This window comes from Paraburkholderia sp. MM5477-R1, from assembly GCF_050436385.1.
In the GTDB taxonomy this organism is placed as follows: Bacteria; Pseudomonadota; Gammaproteobacteria; order Burkholderiales; family Burkholderiaceae; genus Paraburkholderia; species Paraburkholderia tuberum.
The window spans coordinates 706,135-723,077 of the sequence record NZ_JBNDMC010000006.1; the positions used below are offsets into that span (position 1 = coordinate 706,135).

The following is a 16,943-nucleotide window of genomic DNA, read 5'->3' on the forward strand; positions in this document are numbered from 1 at the left end:
TGTCTGGCGAACCGTGACAATGAGATTGTCGTCATTCTGACGTCTGAGTCGAACGTCGCAAACTGGCCGACTGCTCGTGCCGCCTGAACCGAACGAAGGCGGCCATACCGCGATGGACGACTTCGAACATTTCTGCGCCTACACCGGCTGCACAGAGGAACTGATAGGCCCGCAGGCTTTCGCATGGGTCAAGCTGGCCTATATCGACGCGAAGCAAACCGCCTCGTACTAGATGGTGGTGTAGATCGAGGCGACGAACGTCGTTGACAGATACGCTAAGAGGCGCCGCGATATAGAAATAGAATTACCCCGGTCGGGAATCGCTACGACGGCCCGAGCCAGGTCAACGGCGATAGACTACAAGCGTGAAGCGCTCCGGGTGAATCATGAAATGGATGCTTGCGGTAGCCGCTTTGGCAGCCCTCCCATTGGCGGCCTACGCGACTGCTGCGCCCGATGCCAGCAGTCTGCAGGAGCTTGACGCGCGCATTGCTGACGCAAAGCAGGCGGCGACAGCGGCAGGCAACGCCGCCAACACCATCTGCGGGAATGCGGGCTACGCTATGGCTCAACGGGAGTCGGGGCTGCCTAACAACGCCGATACGCAGTTCACACAATGCATGGACGCCATGCAAGCGAGCAACGACGCAACCGGCTTTGTTGGCTCCCTGTACGAGCAGCGCTCGCATTTGACTGGGCAACCGCTGCCCAAAGAGTATGCGTGCAAGGGCGAACCAAGTCTCGGCGCGCCACACCCGGACGTCGCAGGCCACTATACCCTGTGCCGCAAGGGTCACCGTTAGCCTCGAAGCTAAGACAGAACTCTCCTTTCTATGAAAAGCGCCAAATCCAAGCAGAGCCGCGCCAGAGGGTCCGAAGGCGAACTCGCAACGTTCGCGCCCCGGTTTTTGCGTGGACGGCTCAAGGGATACCAGAAAGACATGAAAATATGCCTCACGGGAATTCCTGATCCGGAGCGCCCGGGCAAGGAAACCCACGCATACTTTCCCGCGCTGATGGCGTGTTGCAGCATGTTGGAGTACATGGCGTGCTTCTATCGTGGACCGGGTAGAGACACGGGGAATACGTTTAAGGCCGGTTGGAGAGACATAGCTCGCTTTTTAAAGAAATTTCTTCCCGGTGTTTACGATGACGATGCAGTGCGGGTCTTGCACGAATTCATAAGGAACGCGGTAGCGCATCGAAGCATCCCATCTGGCGTCTGGATTGACGAAGATAAACGGAATGCAGGACGCCGGCTGGTCTGGAGGATCTATGAGGACTTCGACGGCCCCGCCATTCAGATCAAGGAGCACGCCGGCACGCTTACGCGCGACTCGCCCTGGGAATGCCCTCACACACATCGAGTGCACGTTCGACTCGGCAAGTTCTCGGACGATATTTCTACATCTATCGAAAACTATATTGTTGAACTTGAACGGTCCGCTGAGCTGCAAGAGAAATTCGAGAAATGCTTGAGGTATCTGTATCCAACCGATGCCTAGCTTCGGGCCTGGTTCGCGCGGGCAAGAGTGCTCGCATACGTGCCTTCGTTGCACCGCTAAATTCGCGCAGGAATCGTTCATGCTGATCTAGCGTGCCGAACCTCGGAGGATCACGCCATGTGCTATCAGGGGTGCCGTCAATAAAGGGATTTTTTCGTACGCCAAGCGCTCAGGCGTGCGTCCCGAGCGTCGCTGATCGACCCCTATGCTCAGGTCGCAACTATGCGCAGATTTACATAGCGACCCACTGCCGCCCTTCGGCCCGATGCGAAACCAACGGCTGCTTGCGGTGGCGGATTCAACCGGTCGATGTTTATCGGGAGACGGCTGGTCAGCCGGCGTCGCAACGTTACTGTCACGATGAGGGCGAGCCTTAGACAGGATTCGAGGCGGGCCGTCCTTCCAGCACGGCGGCGATATTGTCCAGCGCCGTAAAGCCCATCTGGTCGCGGGTCTCGATCGTTGCGCTGGCCATATGGGGCGTCAGGAACACGTTGTCGAGCTCAGCAAACCGCTTGTCGACGTTGGGCTCGTCCCGGTACACATCCAGAGCCGCGCTGAACAGATGACCCGACGTCAGGGCGTCATAAAGCGCATCTTCGTCCACCAGGCCGCCACGCGCCGCGTTAACAAAAATCGCGCCTGCGGGAAGGAGTCCAAACTCTCTTTTCGTCATGAGCGGGACGCTTCCACCCGGCACGTGCAGCGTGAGGACCTGGCAGTGCGGCAGCATTTCGTCGAGAGTGGCATAGAAGGTCGCGCCATTTTCCAGCGACGGGGCCGCACGGTGCATGTCCGTGTAGATCACGCGCATGCCGAATCCCTGCGCACGCTTAGCGACCGCCCGTCCAATACGCCCAAATCCGACGATGCCGAGCGTCTTGCCATTCACTCGCATACCCAGCATCTCGGTCATGCCGAACGATTTGCCCCATCCGTTGCGCATGATCCGTTCGTATTCTGACGCGCGACGGCACGCAGCCAGCAAGAGCAGCATGGAAAAATCGGCTGTGCACTCGGTCAACGCATCGGGCGCGTTCGTCACGACGATTCCCCTTTCACGGGCCGCCGCTACGTCCATGTGATCGAAGCCCGCGCTCGCGTTCGCAATAATCTTGACCGTCGAAGGCAGCGCGGCAATGTGTTCCGCTTGCAGGCCGGATTTTTTCCCGATGAGTACGGCCGGCACGTCGTGCTTCTTGCAGAAGTCGACGACAGACCACGAATTCATATCGGACTCGGTCACGAAGGCATGGAATTCGGCCGCAGCGCGATTAGCCACGGCGGTGGGAACCGTTCGCGCAATCAACAGGCTGGTGCGTTTATCTTCCGACATGGTTTTTCCTTTGGTAGGCACACGTCGAGAGACTACGAAATCGCTGACCGGGCCGTCAATGTTGATTGGATGAATCAACTCCTCGGTGATGACTCGCCCCTATTGTTCGCGGCGCCTGCGCGTTGCGATCTGTTTCCGTCTTGTCCCTCTTCAATCTTGCTTGCGGCCACACGCGCATCAGGAAAACCCTGATGCGATCCCCATCCGCAAGGCCCGCGGATGTTGATTCAATGAATCAAGATTGCTCAACCCCTGATGCGAATGCAACTCTGTTTCCCATGTCCAATTGACTTGACGAGAGGAAAGGAAATGTCTGCATCGAAGAAGTTCGCAGCCGTGACGGGCGCCGGCTCCGGCATCGGCCGAACCGCCGCCGTCGCACTTGCTAACGCAGGATTCGCCGTCGCGCTGATCGGGCGCAGAGCCGAGCCGCTGCTGGAAACAAAGGAAGCAATCGGCAGGGCGGGGGGAGAAGCGGATGTATTCCAGGCCGACGTTGGCGACGCAGCATCGGTCGAGCACGCGTTTTCGGGAATTGCCGAGGCATTCGGTCGGCTCGACGTGCTGTTCAACAACGCGGGGCGCAATGCTGGGGCTGTCCCTCTGGAAGACTACGAAGTCGACTTCTGGAACGACGTCGTGGCCACCAATCTGACCGGCGTTTTCCTCTGCGCTCGCGCCGCTTATCGTTTGATGAAGGCACAGTCCCCGCAAGGCGGACGAATCATCAACAACGGATCGATCTCCGCCCACTCGCCAAGGCCGCATACCATTGCCTATACGGCAACAAAACATGCTGTGACTGGCATCACCAGATCGATCGCGCTGGACGGACGCGCATTCAACATCGCCTGCAGCCAGATCGACATCGGCAACGCCGCCACATCGCTCACTGAACGGATGAACCACGGCGTACTGCAAGCGGACGGACGCCTGGCACCCGAAGCAAGAATGGATGTGACGCACGTGGCGAATGCAGTCGTGCACATGGCCAGTCTTCCGCTCGAAGCCAATGTTCTCAATATGACCATCATGGCGACCGCCATGCCGTTCGTCGGCCGCGGATAAATCGCCCTTAAGCCAACTAAAAAAACAACAGGCTAATGTTACGGAGACACCGATGAAAATCGCAGAGGAACAAACATTGCCGGTGGGAACCCCGGCTTACGCGGATACCACGAATCGCTCCAGAGTCCGCTACGTCGTGCTCTCGATGTTGCTCATGGCCACCATTCTGAATTACGTGGACCGGTCGGCGCTGGGCATCGTTGCGCCGGGCCTCTCGAAGGGGCTGGCGCTCAACAAGATGCAGATGGGCGAGCTGTTTGCTGCATTTGGTCTTGCCTATTCCATTGCGCTGGTGCCCGGCGGAGTGCTGACCGACATTCTCGGCTCACGCCTCGCCTATGCGCTGTCTCTGGTCGGTTGGTCGTTCGCCACGCTGTCGCAGGGTTTCGCGACCGGCTATCAGATGCTGCTCGGGTCGCGGCTCGCCATCGGCGCACTGGAGGCGCCGGCCTTCCCTTCAAACGCACGCGCCGTGACCTTGTGGTTTCCCGCCCGGGAACGCGGCTTCGCGACCAGCGTCTACGTAATGGGGCAATACATCGGGACGCCCTTGTTCACCGGATTGTTGCTGTGGATCTCCGCCGCGTATGGTTGGCGGACGGTCTTTTATGTGACCGGTGGCTTCGGCATTCTGTTCAGTCTGCTCTGGTACCGGGTTTACCGCGATCCGCATCAGCACCCGCGCGTGAATGCCACCGAGCTGCAATACATCAATGAAGGTGCCGCGGCGACGCGCAAGCCCCGCGAGAAGTTCAACTGGCGCATGGCGCTCAAGCTGCTCACCTACCGCCAGGTTCTCGCCATCTGTCTCGGAAAGTTCTGTAACAACACGCTGCTGGTCTTCTTCACCACGTGGTTCATGACCTATCTGATCGAAGCGCGTCACATGTCGATGATCAAGGTTGGGATCTTCCAGGCACTGCCTTTTATCGGCGCCACGGTTGGCATCCTCGCGGCCGGCTCCCTTTCGGACTTTTTTATTCGGCGCGGAGTGGCGCTTTCGACCGCGCGCAAGGCTCCGCTCATCATCGGCACGATGCTCGGCGCGTCTATCGTGCTTGTCAATTTCGTCGAGTCGAACGAGCTGGTGATCGCCATCCTGACGATCGCGTTCTTCGCGCAGGGCGTCGGGTCGATGTCGTGGGCCGCCGTTTCCGAAATCGCGCCTCGACAGTACGTGGGACTGACCAGCAGCATCACGAGCCTCGCGGCCAACATCGCGGCCGTCACCACGCCGCTCATGATCGGCTACATCACCCAGCACACCGGCCACTTCTACTGGGCCCTCAACCTGATGGGCGCGATCTGCCTGCTCGGAACGTTTTCGTATTCCGTGCTGCTGGGCAAGCTTTCCCGCATCGAACTGTGATGCTTTCAACTATACGGTGAAATCGGATGATTGAATTCAAGTGGGATCATCTGCAACTGTGCTCGGCGGACGCCGAAGCCACTGCGGCATGGTTTGCGCGCTGCCTGAACGCCGAGATCGTGCGTCGTCCTGGGCGAGTGGATTTGCGCATCGGCAGCATCAACCTTTTCATCACCTCGCTGGCGAGCGTCCAAGCCGGCCACCCTCGCTGCGAGCGGCAGCAGGGCATAGATCATTTCGGCGTGGTCGTGGACGATATCGACGCGGCGTTCGTGCATCTGTTGCTCTGCGACGCGGAAATCGTCGAACCGATCAAGCAGGTTCGCCCCGGCGTCAGAGCCTGCTTCGTGCGCTCGCCCGGTGACATTCTCGTTGAGATACTGGAGCGGCGACCCGCCGAGATGACTTTTACCTGAAAAAACGTCAATATTGGCGCTGGATCGGTCGTGCTCGAGTGCAAGGCGCGATCTGCGTCGTCACTCCCCCGTTGCCCCGTTGCGCTGCATCACCTTGCTTGCCATCCCATGCGAAACTGGATCACTCTGACTGAAGCGGCTCGACAACTCGGAGTGCAGGCGCAGACTGTCTATGCGTATGTAAGTCGAGGTACCATCGCCGTCATGCCGGATCCGCTCGACCCACGCAAGAGCCTCTATCGCGCGGAGGACGTCGCCGGTCTGTGCCGAAAAAAGCAGGTGGGACGCAAGCGCGAAGCCCTCGCCGCCGGGACCATATTCGGTGCGGAACCCTGCATTTACAGCAGCATTACCACCTTCTCAAAAGGCCGGCCCTACTACCGGGGGCGGGATAGCATCCGGCTTTCGGACGCGGCGACGCTTGAAGACGTGGCGGCCATTCTCTGGAACGCGCGCGCCCCCGTTTCCTTCGAAAGCGGCGAGTTGCCGCTACAGGGCGACGAGCGCGGCAGGCAATGCGCGTTCACATCGCTGGCAGCGCTCGCGGCCTGTGGACACTCGACCCTCGGACGCACGGACAGCGCACTGCATGTCGAGGCCGGCCGGCTCGTGGCGCTCATCGCACAAGCGTTTGGTGCGCGACGCGGCGCGAACGCACAAATGACGCATGAGCGGCTCGCGCTTGGTTGGGGCCAGGACCGCGATGGCGCCGAACTTATCCGCCGTGCCTTAGTCCTCGTGGCCGACCATGAGATTACGAGTTCCGCGTTCGCCGCCAGGATTACCGCCTCCACCGGCGCGTCGCTGCCCGGATGCCTGCTCACGGGACTCGCGACTTTCTCCGGCCCACTGCATGGCGACGCGTCAGGCCGCGTGCGGGCCGTGTTCGACGACGTCGGAAGACTCGGTGCGCAGCACGTGGTTGCCCATCACTTGCAGTCGGCCATTCCAATCCCCGGGTTTGGACATCATCTGTATCCGGACGGCGATCCGAGGGCGGCCGCAGTGCTCGAAGTGCTGAATCCGCCTCAAGAGATCATGTCGTTCATCAACAAGGTGGTTGAGCTGACCGGGCTCAAGCCAAATATCGACGTTGCGCTTGCGGCCCTGACGGCTCAACTGGCGTTGCCGCGCGATGCGTCGTTCGCGTTGTTCGCAACAGCCCGGAGCGTGGGTTTGCTCGCGCACTGCATTGAGCAACTCCGGGTGAGCAAGGTCATACGGCCACGAGGCCGCTATACCGGGCCGGCGCTGGAAGACGCCGCCCCCGAGTCGCCTGCGGAAGGCAGCGACAATACGCTCGATCCAGCCACGCTCGACAAGAATCGCTTATTCAGGCCGGTTGGGCGCTGAGAGACGCGTCACCTGGATCTTTGCCGAAACAAAAAACCTCGACGCCGATCGGCTCTTGCCGAGAGGGCCGGCTTGTTCCAGTGGACGTAAGCGTTTTGAGCGAAGCGGCGTCGGTAGCTTCGAAGACGTTGCCACCATGCTTATGGCGATGGATGGGGCATGCGACGCCAGACCATGGCCAGATTGCGGACGGAAGGTCTGGAGTCTGGGCGGGAGCCGACATTCCAGGGGTTGCATCAACGTGCGTCCGAGCGGCCGCTATATTGGGCCGACTCCTGCCTGACGGCGGTCGGCGGCTCGCGACCCGGATCTGCCCTTCGCCCCAATGCGGACTCGGCCGCGGCTTTCAAAGTAGAACGGCCGCCTGGTGGTGCATCCGCGCTGCAGGCGCTTGCCGCCCACACGCCGTCGTTTTCGCCAGGGAGAACCGAGAACCCCTGGCGTCCACCTGGGTAGCCCGTCACAACGCAGTACGTGCGATACTCCTCTGCTGCCATCGCCATGCTATGCCACCAGGATCTCGAATTTTGTTATACATCCGTAAGTATTCGTATTTTTCCGTGTCGCGATGAGTGATTCTCGCAAGCGGGGGAGGTTCTTGGGGCGATTAGGCTATGTCTTGATTGTAGTGCTGCTGCGCGTCTTCGCAGTCCTTCCCTATACGCTCGTCGCGAGGTTCGGCAGCGCGCTTGGGGCAATGTTATATGCACTTCCAAGCTCCCGAAAACATATCGCTCTCGTCAATCTGCGTCTCTGTTTTCCGGGCAAGAGCGAGTGCGAGTACGACGACCTTGCCAGAAACCATTTTCGCCACGTCGTTCGAAGCTATCTCGAACGAGGGATTCAATGGTATGGCAGCGCGCAAAGGATACGGAAGCTGGTCCACATCGAAAGTCGAATCGATCTGGAAGACAGGAATGCTCCACCGACCATCTTTCTGGGCTTCCATTTCGTGAGCATCGAGGTCGGCTGCATACTCTACTCAACGCGCCTGCCCGCCGCCTCACTGTATACACGCATGTCGAACGCGCGCCTTTGCAGTCTAGCCAAGCGGCAACGCGGCAGATTTGGCGCCGAGATGATTGAACGTTCGACAAGCGCCAGAAAGATCGTCGGCTTACTTCGTTCAGGCAAACCAGTCATGCTGGCTGCTGACATGGATCACGGCATACACAACTCCGTTTTTGTGCCGTTTTTTGGCGTCCCCGCGTGCACACTCACTTCGGTTTCGCGCCTTGCTCGACTGGCCCATGCGCGGGTTGTACCATTCATGACTGAAGTATTGCCCGACTACCGCGGGTATAAGCTGACCATCTTCGAGCCGCTCAGCGACTTTCCTTCAGAAAGTGAGACGATCGACGCGCGCCGATTGAATGAATTTCTTGAAACGCAGATCAATCGGTGCCCAGAGCAATATTACTGGGTGCATCGACGCTTCAAGAATCGTCCACCGGGCGTGCCAGGTGTGTACTGAGCACGCCGTCCGTAAGGCATGCGACCGTTCCTGGTTGTGTGCTTCCGTGAGGTAACGCAATGAGCTCGACTGACAGGCATAGGTCCGCTATCTGAGTGGACCGGACGTTTGAGTGTCTGTCCGAATGCTCGAGCGTATGGCCGTTCGTGGCCGGATGGCGACCGTCTCAGTTCGCCCCACCGGGCCAAACTCCAGCCGCGAAATGAAACTACCTTCCGCAGCGAGACGACGCGCACATGCTCCCAGATACGAGCGTCCGCGGCCCGGCACCTGCATCAAATGCGCTCGCCAACACGAGCAGGGCACCGCCGGGAACCCTGTCCGCTTACGCGCCGGCACCCGTCTCATCGAAGAATGAGGTTTTGTCCGTCCCGTTCGCTTTGGCGCGATACATCGCGCTATCGGCCTGGCGCATCAGGGCGTGTACATCAAGACGTTCGTCCGCGCTATTGGCACCGAGCATGCGCACGCCAATGCTGGCCGATACGGCGACGGGATGACCGCCGATCTCTCGAAGCCCATGAAGGATGTCGTGAATACCGTCGGCAATCGCGCGCGCGCCGGCGTCGCCATGCACGTGGCGGGCGAGCACCGCGAACTCGTCGCCTCCCAGGCGGGCAACCGTATCGCCGCGGCGAATGCGTGTCTGCAGACCGTTGGCGAAGCACTGCAACAGTTCATCACCCACCGCATGCCCATAAGCGTCATTGACGTACTTGAAGCCGTCGAGATCGATGAACATCAAGACAGACTGTCCTTTATCGTCGTCTCGCGCCGCAGTCGCTTTAGCGATCGCCTGCTCGAGGCGAATGCGGTTGCTGAGTCCTGTCAGAGGGTCCGTCGCAGCCTGCCGTTCGAGCCGATGCACGAGGGCCATCAAGTACACGGAAGTCGCCGCGATGCTGAGCATGATGCCCAATCCCACCGCGAGGTTTTCTCTCCACCACGGCTCGACGCGCATCAAAATCACGACGCCTGCAAGCGCAACTGCACATGAAAGTAGCAACGGCCGCTTGCCGTGGCGGCAACCGGCACCCACAAGGAACCAGAACACGACCCAGAGCAAGGGCAGCGCCACGCGCCCGCCGAGCGCCAAGGCAGTCATGACAAGCGCCTGGTCTGCAATGGTGGTGACCGTCAATCGAAGGCGCGGCCGAACTGTCGCGGCGGTCGCGGCTACGTATGTCGCCACACCGAATACAACGTATGCGAAAACCACACCCAGAGTGTCATACGCGGCGGCCGTGCGTTGGAGCGCGGCGACGGCGATATAGCCGATCAACACGACCGTGCCCAGGCATATCCGGAGGAGCGCCTGCTCCTTCTCAGGTTGTCCGCGAAAGACACCTGGAAACGTTTGCTCATGCCAACGCTGCGCGCCCGGCCGCTCCATGCCGTCTACCCGTCAATATTGTCTTTTGCAGCGGGCATTCTATCGCTTTTGCCGGCGACCAATGCTTCTTGCCGCTCTCTCCGTCCGCTTCCGAGGGTTGAACGGCCATTCCTGCCGCCGCGGCGACCGACACACATCCCCGCCTGAAGCGGTACCGGCAAGCACCGGGTGCATGCCCAAATACCGGTTGGTCTTTTGAAACGCGCTGCTACACATTAGGCTGTGTTGTGCGGTATGGCGGCTTTCGCGCCTTGCCTGGTCGCAACAATCTGCGTTCCGCGACGACGCCCCCAACCCCGCGCAATGGGCTGTCCTTTTCGCTGGCGTATGCCGGCGCGGCACTCGTCGCGCCTCGGTCGCGGCCTTCCGCGTGGAACCGTGTTCTGCGCCCGCTGACGCTTGCACTATGGGTGCCGCTCGCGCTCGCCGCGTGGTGCGTGCCGATGGCCCACGCGGCCGGACCACTGCCGCAGGGCGGCGCCTTCGTCCGGGGCCAGGGCGCGATGACGAGCGGCACCACTTCGCTAACGATCGACCAGTCCTCGTCCCGCGGCGTGATCGACTGGCACAGCTTCTCGATCGGCAACGGCAACACCGTCGCCTTCAACAACGGGTCGGGCGCGACGCTGAACCGTGTCACGGGCGGCGATCCGTCATCGATTCTCGGCAAGCTCACCGCCACCGCGCCACACTCACAGCCATGTGAATGAGGGCAGATGTCGAATAACCTTTAGCGCGTGCAGCCAACCGACGTCAGGCACAGGTCGTTGCAAACCGGCCAGTTCTCGACGGAGAAGGGTAGCCATCACCTACATCGACTGCATTTCGCTGGAGCCTATGGCCTGGGACCTGGGGCCTCAATCAGCATCAGGTCGAAATCGGCTCACCTAATCCTGGCCCGCTTGCAAGTGTCGAGCGAGTGCATGCGAGCAGCTCGCCGTTGCAGTTCGAGCCGGATCGATTCTTTGGGAGACGGTGCGGAAGCAGGAAGGATATCGTCCCTTGATATCAACTCCATATGGTCTATATACAAGCAGAGTGATTGTTGAAACCGGCAAGGAATTGGGAATGGACGACGCTACTTTCGGGGAGCAATTAGCTCCAAATGGAGACGCCGGACTGCCTTGGTCAAGCAGCGTCACGGTGGCGATGCGTGTGAACGGCCAGCCGCGGGCCGCTACGGTGAACCCGCGCGTCACGCTGCTGGACTGGTTGCGCGAAGACTCGGGTCTCAGCGGCGCCAAGAAGGGCTGTAATGAAGGCGCATGCGGCACCTGCACCGTGCTGGTCGACGGCAAGCGGATGAACAGTTGTCTGACGCTCGTCGTGCAATGTGACGGCTGCGAGGTCACGACTGTCGAAGGTCTGGCCGCCTCCGACGGGACGCTGCATCCGGTACAGCGGGCATTTATCGAGCACGATGCCTTTCAGTGCGGCTATTGCACGCCCGGGCAAATCGTCTCCGCGGTCGCCTGCATCGCTGAAGGGCACGCGACCGATGAGGCGAGCGTTCGCGAATGGATGAGCGGCAATCTGTGCCGCTGCTCTTGCTATCCGCAGATCGCGGCGGCTGTGCTCGATGCCGCCGGCGCGGCCGGGGACAAACGATGAAAAACTTCGAATACGCGCGTGGCGCAACCGCGCAACAGGTAGTCGCGTCGTTGGCGGCGGGCAACGTGGCGATCATCGCGGGCGGTACGGAGCTGCTCAACTGGATGCGGCTCGGCATCGCAGCGCCCGATCGCGTCATCGATGTCGCTGGACTCACAGGTCTCGTTCGTATTGTGCGCGAGCGTGACGATCTGGTGATCGGCGCGCTGACGGACCTGAACGTGATCGGTGAAGACGCGCTCGTCGGCGCCCACGCGAGCGCGCTGGCTCAAGCCTGTCTGCTCGCCGCCTCGGCGCAGGTGCGCAACCGCGCGACGCTCGGCGGCAATGTGATGCAAAAGACGCGATGCGCTTATTTTCGTTCGGAAGCGCCGTTGCCATGGGGCTGCAACAAGCGCAACCCCGGGTCGGGCTGCCCCGCGCGCAATGGCATCAACGAACGGCATGCAATTTTTGGCTGGACCGATGCATGCGTCGCGGTTCAACCGTCCGATCCGGCTGTGGCACTGGCTTGTCTGGATGCGACAGCTGAGGTCATCGGGCCGAACGGCGGTCGAATGATCAAGATGACGGAGTTCCACCTGACGCAGCAGGAAGCGGCCGGCATGGGCGGCGATGCCGCCCGGCTCGAGACGAGACTGGCTGCCGACGAAGTGATCGTCTCCTTTCACATACCCATCCGCGCGGACGCACGATCGGCCTACGTAAAAGTCCGCGAGCGCGCCAGCTACGAATATGCGCTGGTCTCGGCAGCCGCATCCGTGGAGCTCGATCGGGATCGCATTGTGTCGGCGCGCATTGCACTTGGCTCGGTGGCGCAACGTCCGTGGCGCCTTCCAGCCGCGGAGGCGTCGCTGGCCGGGCAGGCGCCGACCAGGGAAGTGGTCACGCCGATTGTCGACGCGGCAATGAGCGACGCCCGGCCGCTCGCTCACAATGGCTACAAGGTGACGATGGCGCGCAATGCCGCGGTGCGTGCGTTACTGACGGCAGCAGGGCGATCATGAGCATCGGCACGGCGGTCTCCCGCGTGGAAGGCCAGGCGAAGGTCACGGGACAGGCGAAATTCGCGGCTGACAACACGCCGCCCGGCACGCTTCATGCGGCGTTGGTCGGCGCGCCCGTCGCGTCGGGCCGGCTGATCGACGTGGATGCCACCGCGGCACTTACCTTACCGGGTGTGGTGCGGGTGCTTACCGCGCACGATATGCCGCGATTCGGTGCGGTTCAGCCGCCCGCGGCGGTGCTCGCACTGCCGTTGCAAAACGACGCGATTCGGTACGAAGGCGAGCCGGTCGCAATCGTGCTTGCGGAATCCATCGAGGCGGCGGAAGCCGGCCGCGATGCCGTGCTTGTCCGTTGCGAGCGCGACGACCCCATCCTTCCCGGCGCCGCGCCGCGCGAGCCGCCGCCCGAGCCACGCATGCTCGGCGACGATCTGGAGATGGGCGACGTCGATGCGATTTTCGGAACCGCACATGCAAGCGTGGCGGCGACGTATATTCAAGCCGCGCGTCACCACAATGCGATGGAGACATCGGGCACCGTTGCGCGATTCGAGCATGGCAAGCTCACGCTGTGGGATGCGGTTCAGGCGAGCGAGAATGTGCCGCTTGTCGTAGCCGCGGCACTCGGCATGAGGCCGGACGACATTCACGTGATCGCACCGCACACGGGCGGCGGGTTCGGCTCGAAAGGATATGTGTGGCCGCACCAGATTCTTGCCGCCGCCGCGGCACGCGTCGCGGGGCGGCCCGTGAAGCTTCATCTGCGGCGTCACGATCAGTTCGTCTGCGTCGGCTATCAGCCGTGGGTGAAACAGGACATCAAGCTTGCGGCAACGGCGGACGGCCGGCTCAGCGCCATCGATCACGAAATCGTCAATTCGAGCGCGATTGCGGACACGCATCTGGAGCCCGCAAGCGAAGCAAGCAAGACGCTTTATGCGTCGCCCGCCATTCGCACCAAGCAGTGGCTGGAGCGGCGCAACATCAACGTGCCCACGCCAATGCGCGCGCCGGTGGAAGGTCCGGGACTATGGGCGCTCGAAAGCGCGATGGACGAACTCGCCGTGGCGCTGAAGATCGACCCGCTCGATCTACGACTGGCGAACTACGCCGAGGTCGATCCGCATACGAACAAGCCTTGGTCGTCAAAAAAGCTTCGCGAGGCGTATGAGGAAGGCGCGCGGCTTTATGGCTGGCGCACGCGCGGCGAGACGCCACGACGAGACGGAGCATGGCGCATTGGACATGGGATGGCGACGAGCTCAATGGGCAATTTCCGCTTTCCCGGCGGGGCGCGCGTGCGCCTGAGGTCCGACGGCACGGCGCTGATCGAGGCGAACACGCACGATATCGGCACCGGCACGCAGACGGTCTTTTGCCAGATCGCGGCCGAAGAGCTGGGCTTGCCGATCGAGAACGTGTCGATTGTGTGGGGCGATACCGACCTTCACCCGGCGAGTCCCGTCTATGGATCGAGCGCCACGGGCAGCACGGGAAGCGCGATCGCACTGGCTTGCCGGGAAATCAACGCGAAGCTCGATGCGCTCGGCGGGAAAGACGTTCGCGCGAGCCTGCGGCGGGCTAATCTACCGGAGATGGTCGCGGACGGTGCGTTCACGCTTCCGGGTGGCGCCAGCTTCAGCGCGGACGGCGACGGTACGCCATACGCGATGCGGACGTGGGGTGCGATCTTTGTCGAAGTAGGCGTCGATCCCGAGCTTGGCCTCGTGCGCTTGCGCCGGGCGGTGGGTGCCTACTCCGCGGGCCGGATCATCAATCCGAAAACGGCGCGAAGCCAGATGACGGGCGCGATCATCTGGGGTTGGGGCAAGGCGACGATGGAAGAAAGCGTGCAGGAGCCCAATACCGGTGGCTGGCTCGCGAAGAATCTGTCGAACGTGGCGGTCCCGGTGAATGCGGACATTCCGCTCGATATCAAGATCCACTTCGTCAGCGAGTATGATCCGCATGCAAGTGCGATCGGTACCCGCGGCATCGGAGAACTCGGCGCGACCGGCGTGGATGCCGCAGTGGCCGCAGCCGTCTACGACGCCATTGGCTTGCGTGTGCGCGACCTGCCCATTTTGCCGGGCAAGATACTGGCAGGCCTTTCGAGTCAGCACGCCGCTGCGGGATAGCACCATCTGTGCCTTGTGTGACAACGCTCGCTGACATATTGCACCCGCACACCGGGAGTTACAGGTTTATTTCAGCGAGCGGATGTTCCCGCTGACCGGCGACCGGGAAGTGTTCCCACGGTTTTTCGCGATCCTGTACAGACTGTCGCGAGGCGCCTGCGAACGGCAGTTGACGAGCCCAATTGCGGCACATCGGCAAGTCGGGCATGTCCCGAAGTGCCCCCTCGGCAGATTGCTTTTCGCAGCAAGCCGGAAAAACGCTCAGTTCAGAGCCTATACACCCGCTCCGCATTGTCGTGAAATAGCGCGCGCCGCTCGTCGGACGAAAATTCTTGCGTAATTTCCTTGAATGCGTTGAATACGGCGTCATAGCTGCTAAACAGTTTGTCGACCGGGAAATTGCTCGCGAACATACAGCGGTTCGCCCCGAACGCTTCAATCGCGTGCAGCACGAACGGCCGGATGCTATCCACCGTCCATTTCCAGTCTCCCATGCCCAGTCCGGATATCTTGCAGAAAACGTTGGGAGCCGATGCGAGCGATTTCATGCCCTGCTTCCAGCCTTCGATTTCTTCCGGCATCCGGTCGACTGGCATGCCGGTGTGGTTGAGCACCATCAGCGTATCGGGAAACTCCCGTGCGAGAGACAAGGCCTCTTCCATCTGGGTGTAGTAGAGCTGCAGGTCGAACGACAGGTCGTATCGCTTGAGCAACGCATAGCCTCGACGCCATTGCGGATCGCTCATCAGATTTGGGTTATCGATAAACGTCTTCACCGGATCGCGGTGGAAATTCAGACACTGACGGATGCCCCGCACGTTGGCGAATTGACAGTGTTCCTCGATCACAGCCTGCGTGTTCGGCGAGGCGAGGTCCGCGAATGCGACGATACCGTGCGGATAACCGTGAACATCGGCGACGCCCTGGAGCCAACGCGTCTCGGCGACAGGATCGTTGTGGTCATATTCGACCTGCAGGTGGACCGACTTCACGACGTTCTGGTTCCTGATGTCGGCGAGGAAATCGTCGATGAGATAGTCGCGGCGAATGGCCGAATAGTCACCGAATACGCGCTCCAGCATCGGCCCCTGCAGCCAGGGATAGTTACCGGTTTTGAGATCGTAGAGATGATGATGCGGGTCGATGATCGGCAGATTGTCCATGATGTCTCCCGTTTAGAGTAAGCCGGAATGCGTTGCCGCTCGCGGCGTACGAACGTCAACGCCACGACCGCCATGCACTATTAGTAGTTGCCCGCCGAAGGCGGATAGACTCGCTTGACCGTCGCCTGTACCTCCGGCTTATCGATGGTCTCTTTCGTCACGAGCGGCTCCTTGAGCGCCAGTTCCTGGGTGGTCGGCTGATGGTTCAGTGCGTTGAAGACCTGCGTGGTCGCGTCGATTCCCTGCCCGACCGCCTCCTGCAGGAATATCCCCTGGATCGCGCCATCGCGCAGCAGCCTGATCGTCGTCGGACTGCCGTCGGCGGTCACGACGGCAACCTTGCCGACCATGCCGCGCGTTTGCAGCGCCTTCGCGGCGCCCGTAGCGGCTTCGTCGTACATGCCGTAGATCGCCTTGACGTCCGGATGCGCCGTCAGCACGTCGTTCGCCTGGGTGACCGCCTCGTTGACGGTCAGGCCGTGCGTCTCCAACACCTGGACGACTTCACACCCATCAGCCTTGAACGACTCCTGCGCGCCCTTCAAATACTTCTGCGCGTTCTCGCGATCCTGCGGCAGCGACAGCACTGCCACCTTGTTGCTGCCGCGCTCCTTCGCGAGCTTGCAGACATAGGCGCCCTCTGCCTTGCCGGTGTCGTAGTTATTGGCGGTGACCGCCGACGTATAGTCGGTCTGACCGGCTTGCGGCCCGATGCCGGTGAATGCGACCGGGACCGACTTCGACTTCAACAGACGCAGCACCGGCGGCGTGCTGGTCGAACTGACCGGCCCCATGACGATCGCGCTGACGCCGCGTGTCATCGCCGTGCGGACGTTGTCCATCTGCTTGGCCGGGGAATTCTCGGAGGTGAACTCGACGTAATCCATGCCGAGTTCCTTCGCTCGTTGCTTCACGCCGTAGGCCACCCACTGCCAGTACGAAATATCCAGTGACGGCGCGATGTACGCGACGGTCTGCCGGTCCGCCGCGAACGACATCTGCGACGCGAAGGCCATGCTGATCGCCAATGCCGATGCCCCGATCAACCGTCCAAGCGGACGGTCTGAAAACCTGCCGGCTGATTGCAACGTGTGCTTGTCCATCTCCGTC

General features: G+C 61.3%; 15 protein-coding genes. 11 read left to right on the plus strand and 4 right to left on the minus strand.

What is annotated here, in order from left to right:
• The first annotated feature begins 386 nt into the window (after window positions 1-386).
• Together OKW35_RS21650 and OKW35_RS21655 are read left to right on the plus strand one after the other, a co-directional pair.
• Window positions 387-803 (plus strand): hypothetical protein, encoded by a 417-nt coding sequence (locus OKW35_RS21650; RefSeq protein WP_429553101.1) that lies wholly within the window; start codon window positions 387-389, stop codon window positions 801-803.
• A gap of 30 nt (window positions 804-833) precedes the next feature.
• On the plus strand, window positions 834-1,505 hold the full coding sequence (locus OKW35_RS21655) for a hypothetical protein (RefSeq protein WP_429553102.1): 672 nt from the start codon (window positions 834-836) through the stop codon (window positions 1,503-1,505).
• A 373-nt stretch (window positions 1,506-1,878) separates the two neighbouring features.
• Here OKW35_RS21655 and OKW35_RS21660 read toward each other — a convergent pair whose 3' ends face one another.
• The gene (locus OKW35_RS21660) at window positions 1,879-2,841 is read right to left on the minus strand and encodes a 2-hydroxyacid dehydrogenase (RefSeq protein ID WP_429553103.1); all 963 of its coding nucleotides are present in this window, start codon (window positions 2,839-2,841) and stop codon (window positions 1,879-1,881) included.
• Between the two features lie 309 nt (window positions 2,842-3,150).
• Here OKW35_RS21660 and OKW35_RS21665 point away from each other — a divergent pair, with 309 nt between their 5' ends.
• The 5 genes from OKW35_RS21665 (at window position 3,151) to OKW35_RS21685 (ending at window position 8,521) form a co-directional block, all read left to right on the plus strand.
• A complete protein-coding gene (locus OKW35_RS21665) occupies window positions 3,151-3,909 on the plus strand; it encodes an SDR family oxidoreductase (protein ID WP_429353012.1) in 759 nt (252 codons plus the stop codon).
• Between the two features lie 52 nt (window positions 3,910-3,961).
• Window positions 3,962-5,278: an MFS transporter gene (locus tag OKW35_RS21670; protein WP_429353013.1), complete on the plus strand. Its 1,317-nt coding sequence runs from the start codon at window positions 3,962-3,964 to the stop codon at window positions 5,276-5,278.
• A gap of 26 nt (window positions 5,279-5,304) precedes the next feature.
• The gene (locus tag OKW35_RS21675) at window positions 5,305-5,694 is read left to right on the plus strand and encodes a VOC family protein (protein WP_184061667.1); all 390 of its coding nucleotides are present in this window, start codon (window positions 5,305-5,307) and stop codon (window positions 5,692-5,694) included.
• Between the two features lie 108 nt (window positions 5,695-5,802).
• A complete protein-coding gene (locus tag OKW35_RS21680) occupies window positions 5,803-7,047 on the plus strand; it encodes a citrate/2-methylcitrate synthase (RefSeq protein WP_429553104.1) in 1,245 nt (414 codons plus the stop codon).
• Between the two features lie 568 nt (window positions 7,048-7,615).
• Window positions 7,616-8,521, plus strand: a complete 906-nt coding sequence (locus tag OKW35_RS21685; protein WP_184061669.1) for a lipid A biosynthesis lauroyl acyltransferase — start codon at window positions 7,616-7,618, stop codon at window positions 8,519-8,521.
• Window positions 8,522-8,846: 325 nt separating this feature from the next.
• Here OKW35_RS21685 and OKW35_RS21690 read toward each other — a convergent pair whose 3' ends face one another.
• Complete coding sequence (locus OKW35_RS21690; protein ID WP_429553105.1) at window positions 8,847-9,914, minus strand: diguanylate cyclase domain-containing protein; 1,068 nt, start codon at window positions 9,912-9,914, stop codon at window positions 8,847-8,849.
• Window positions 9,915-10,165: 251 nt separating this feature from the next.
• On the opposite strand from OKW35_RS21690, the gene OKW35_RS21695 reads away from it, so the two are divergent.
• From OKW35_RS21695 to OKW35_RS21710, 4 genes are all read left to right on the plus strand, one after another.
• Window positions 10,166-10,624 (plus strand): filamentous hemagglutinin N-terminal domain-containing protein, encoded by a 459-nt coding sequence (locus OKW35_RS21695; RefSeq protein WP_429553106.1) that lies wholly within the window; start codon window positions 10,166-10,168, stop codon window positions 10,622-10,624.
• A 358-nt stretch (window positions 10,625-10,982) separates the two neighbouring features.
• On the plus strand, window positions 10,983-11,525 hold the full coding sequence (locus tag OKW35_RS21700; RefSeq protein WP_429553821.1) for a (2Fe-2S)-binding protein: 543 nt from the start codon (window positions 10,983-10,985) through the stop codon (window positions 11,523-11,525).
• Window positions 11,522-12,532: an FAD binding domain-containing protein gene (locus OKW35_RS21705; RefSeq protein ID WP_429553107.1), complete on the plus strand. Its 1,011-nt coding sequence runs from the start codon at window positions 11,522-11,524 to the stop codon at window positions 12,530-12,532. Before OKW35_RS21700 ends, OKW35_RS21705 begins: the two co-directional genes overlap by 4 nt.
• Window positions 12,529-14,670, plus strand: coding sequence for a xanthine dehydrogenase family protein molybdopterin-binding subunit (locus OKW35_RS21710; protein WP_429553108.1), 2,142 nt, complete (start codon window positions 12,529-12,531; stop codon window positions 14,668-14,670). Before OKW35_RS21705 ends, OKW35_RS21710 begins: the two co-directional genes overlap by 4 nt.
• 266 nt (window positions 14,671-14,936) lie before the next feature.
• On the opposite strand, the gene OKW35_RS21715 is transcribed toward OKW35_RS21710, so the two are convergent.
• A complete protein-coding gene (locus tag OKW35_RS21715; RefSeq protein ID WP_429553822.1) occupies window positions 14,937-15,824 on the minus strand; it encodes an amidohydrolase family protein in 888 nt (295 codons plus the stop codon).
• An 89-nt stretch (window positions 15,825-15,913) separates the two neighbouring features.
• The gene (locus tag OKW35_RS21720; protein ID WP_184063135.1) at window positions 15,914-16,936 is read right to left on the minus strand and encodes a substrate-binding domain-containing protein; all 1,023 of its coding nucleotides are present in this window, start codon (window positions 16,934-16,936) and stop codon (window positions 15,914-15,916) included.
• Between the last annotated feature and the right edge of the window lie 7 nt (window positions 16,937-16,943).

Coding starts and splice junctions, on each gene's coding strand:
- OKW35_RS21650 (WP_429553101.1), top strand. CDS start 387: ATGAAATGGATGCTTGCGGTAGCCGCTTTGGCAGCCCTCCCATTGGCG.
- OKW35_RS21655 (WP_429553102.1), top strand. CDS start 834: ATGAAAAGCGCCAAATCCAAGCAGAGCCGCGCCAGAGGGTCCGAAGGC.
- OKW35_RS21660 (WP_429553103.1), bottom strand. CDS start 2,841: ATGTCGGAAGATAAACGCACCAGCCTGTTGATTGCGCGAACGGTTCCC.
- OKW35_RS21665 (WP_429353012.1), top strand. CDS start 3,151: ATGTCTGCATCGAAGAAGTTCGCAGCCGTGACGGGCGCCGGCTCCGGC.
- OKW35_RS21670 (WP_429353013.1), top strand. CDS start 3,962: ATGAAAATCGCAGAGGAACAAACATTGCCGGTGGGAACCCCGGCTTAC.
- OKW35_RS21675 (WP_184061667.1), top strand. CDS start 5,305: ATGATTGAATTCAAGTGGGATCATCTGCAACTGTGCTCGGCGGACGCC.
- OKW35_RS21680 (WP_429553104.1), top strand. CDS start 5,803: ATGCGAAACTGGATCACTCTGACTGAAGCGGCTCGACAACTCGGAGTG.
- OKW35_RS21685 (WP_184061669.1), top strand. CDS start 7,616: ATGAGTGATTCTCGCAAGCGGGGGAGGTTCTTGGGGCGATTAGGCTAT.
- OKW35_RS21690 (WP_429553105.1), bottom strand. CDS start 9,914: ATGGAGCGGCCGGGCGCGCAGCGTTGGCATGAGCAAACGTTTCCAGGT.
- OKW35_RS21700 (WP_429553821.1), top strand. CDS start 10,983: ATGGACGACGCTACTTTCGGGGAGCAATTAGCTCCAAATGGAGACGCC.
- OKW35_RS21705 (WP_429553107.1), top strand. CDS start 11,522: ATGAAAAACTTCGAATACGCGCGTGGCGCAACCGCGCAACAGGTAGTC.
- OKW35_RS21710 (WP_429553108.1), top strand. CDS start 12,529: ATGAGCATCGGCACGGCGGTCTCCCGCGTGGAAGGCCAGGCGAAGGTC.
- OKW35_RS21720 (WP_184063135.1), bottom strand. CDS start 16,936: ATGGACAAGCACACGTTGCAATCAGCCGGCAGGTTTTCAGACCGTCCG.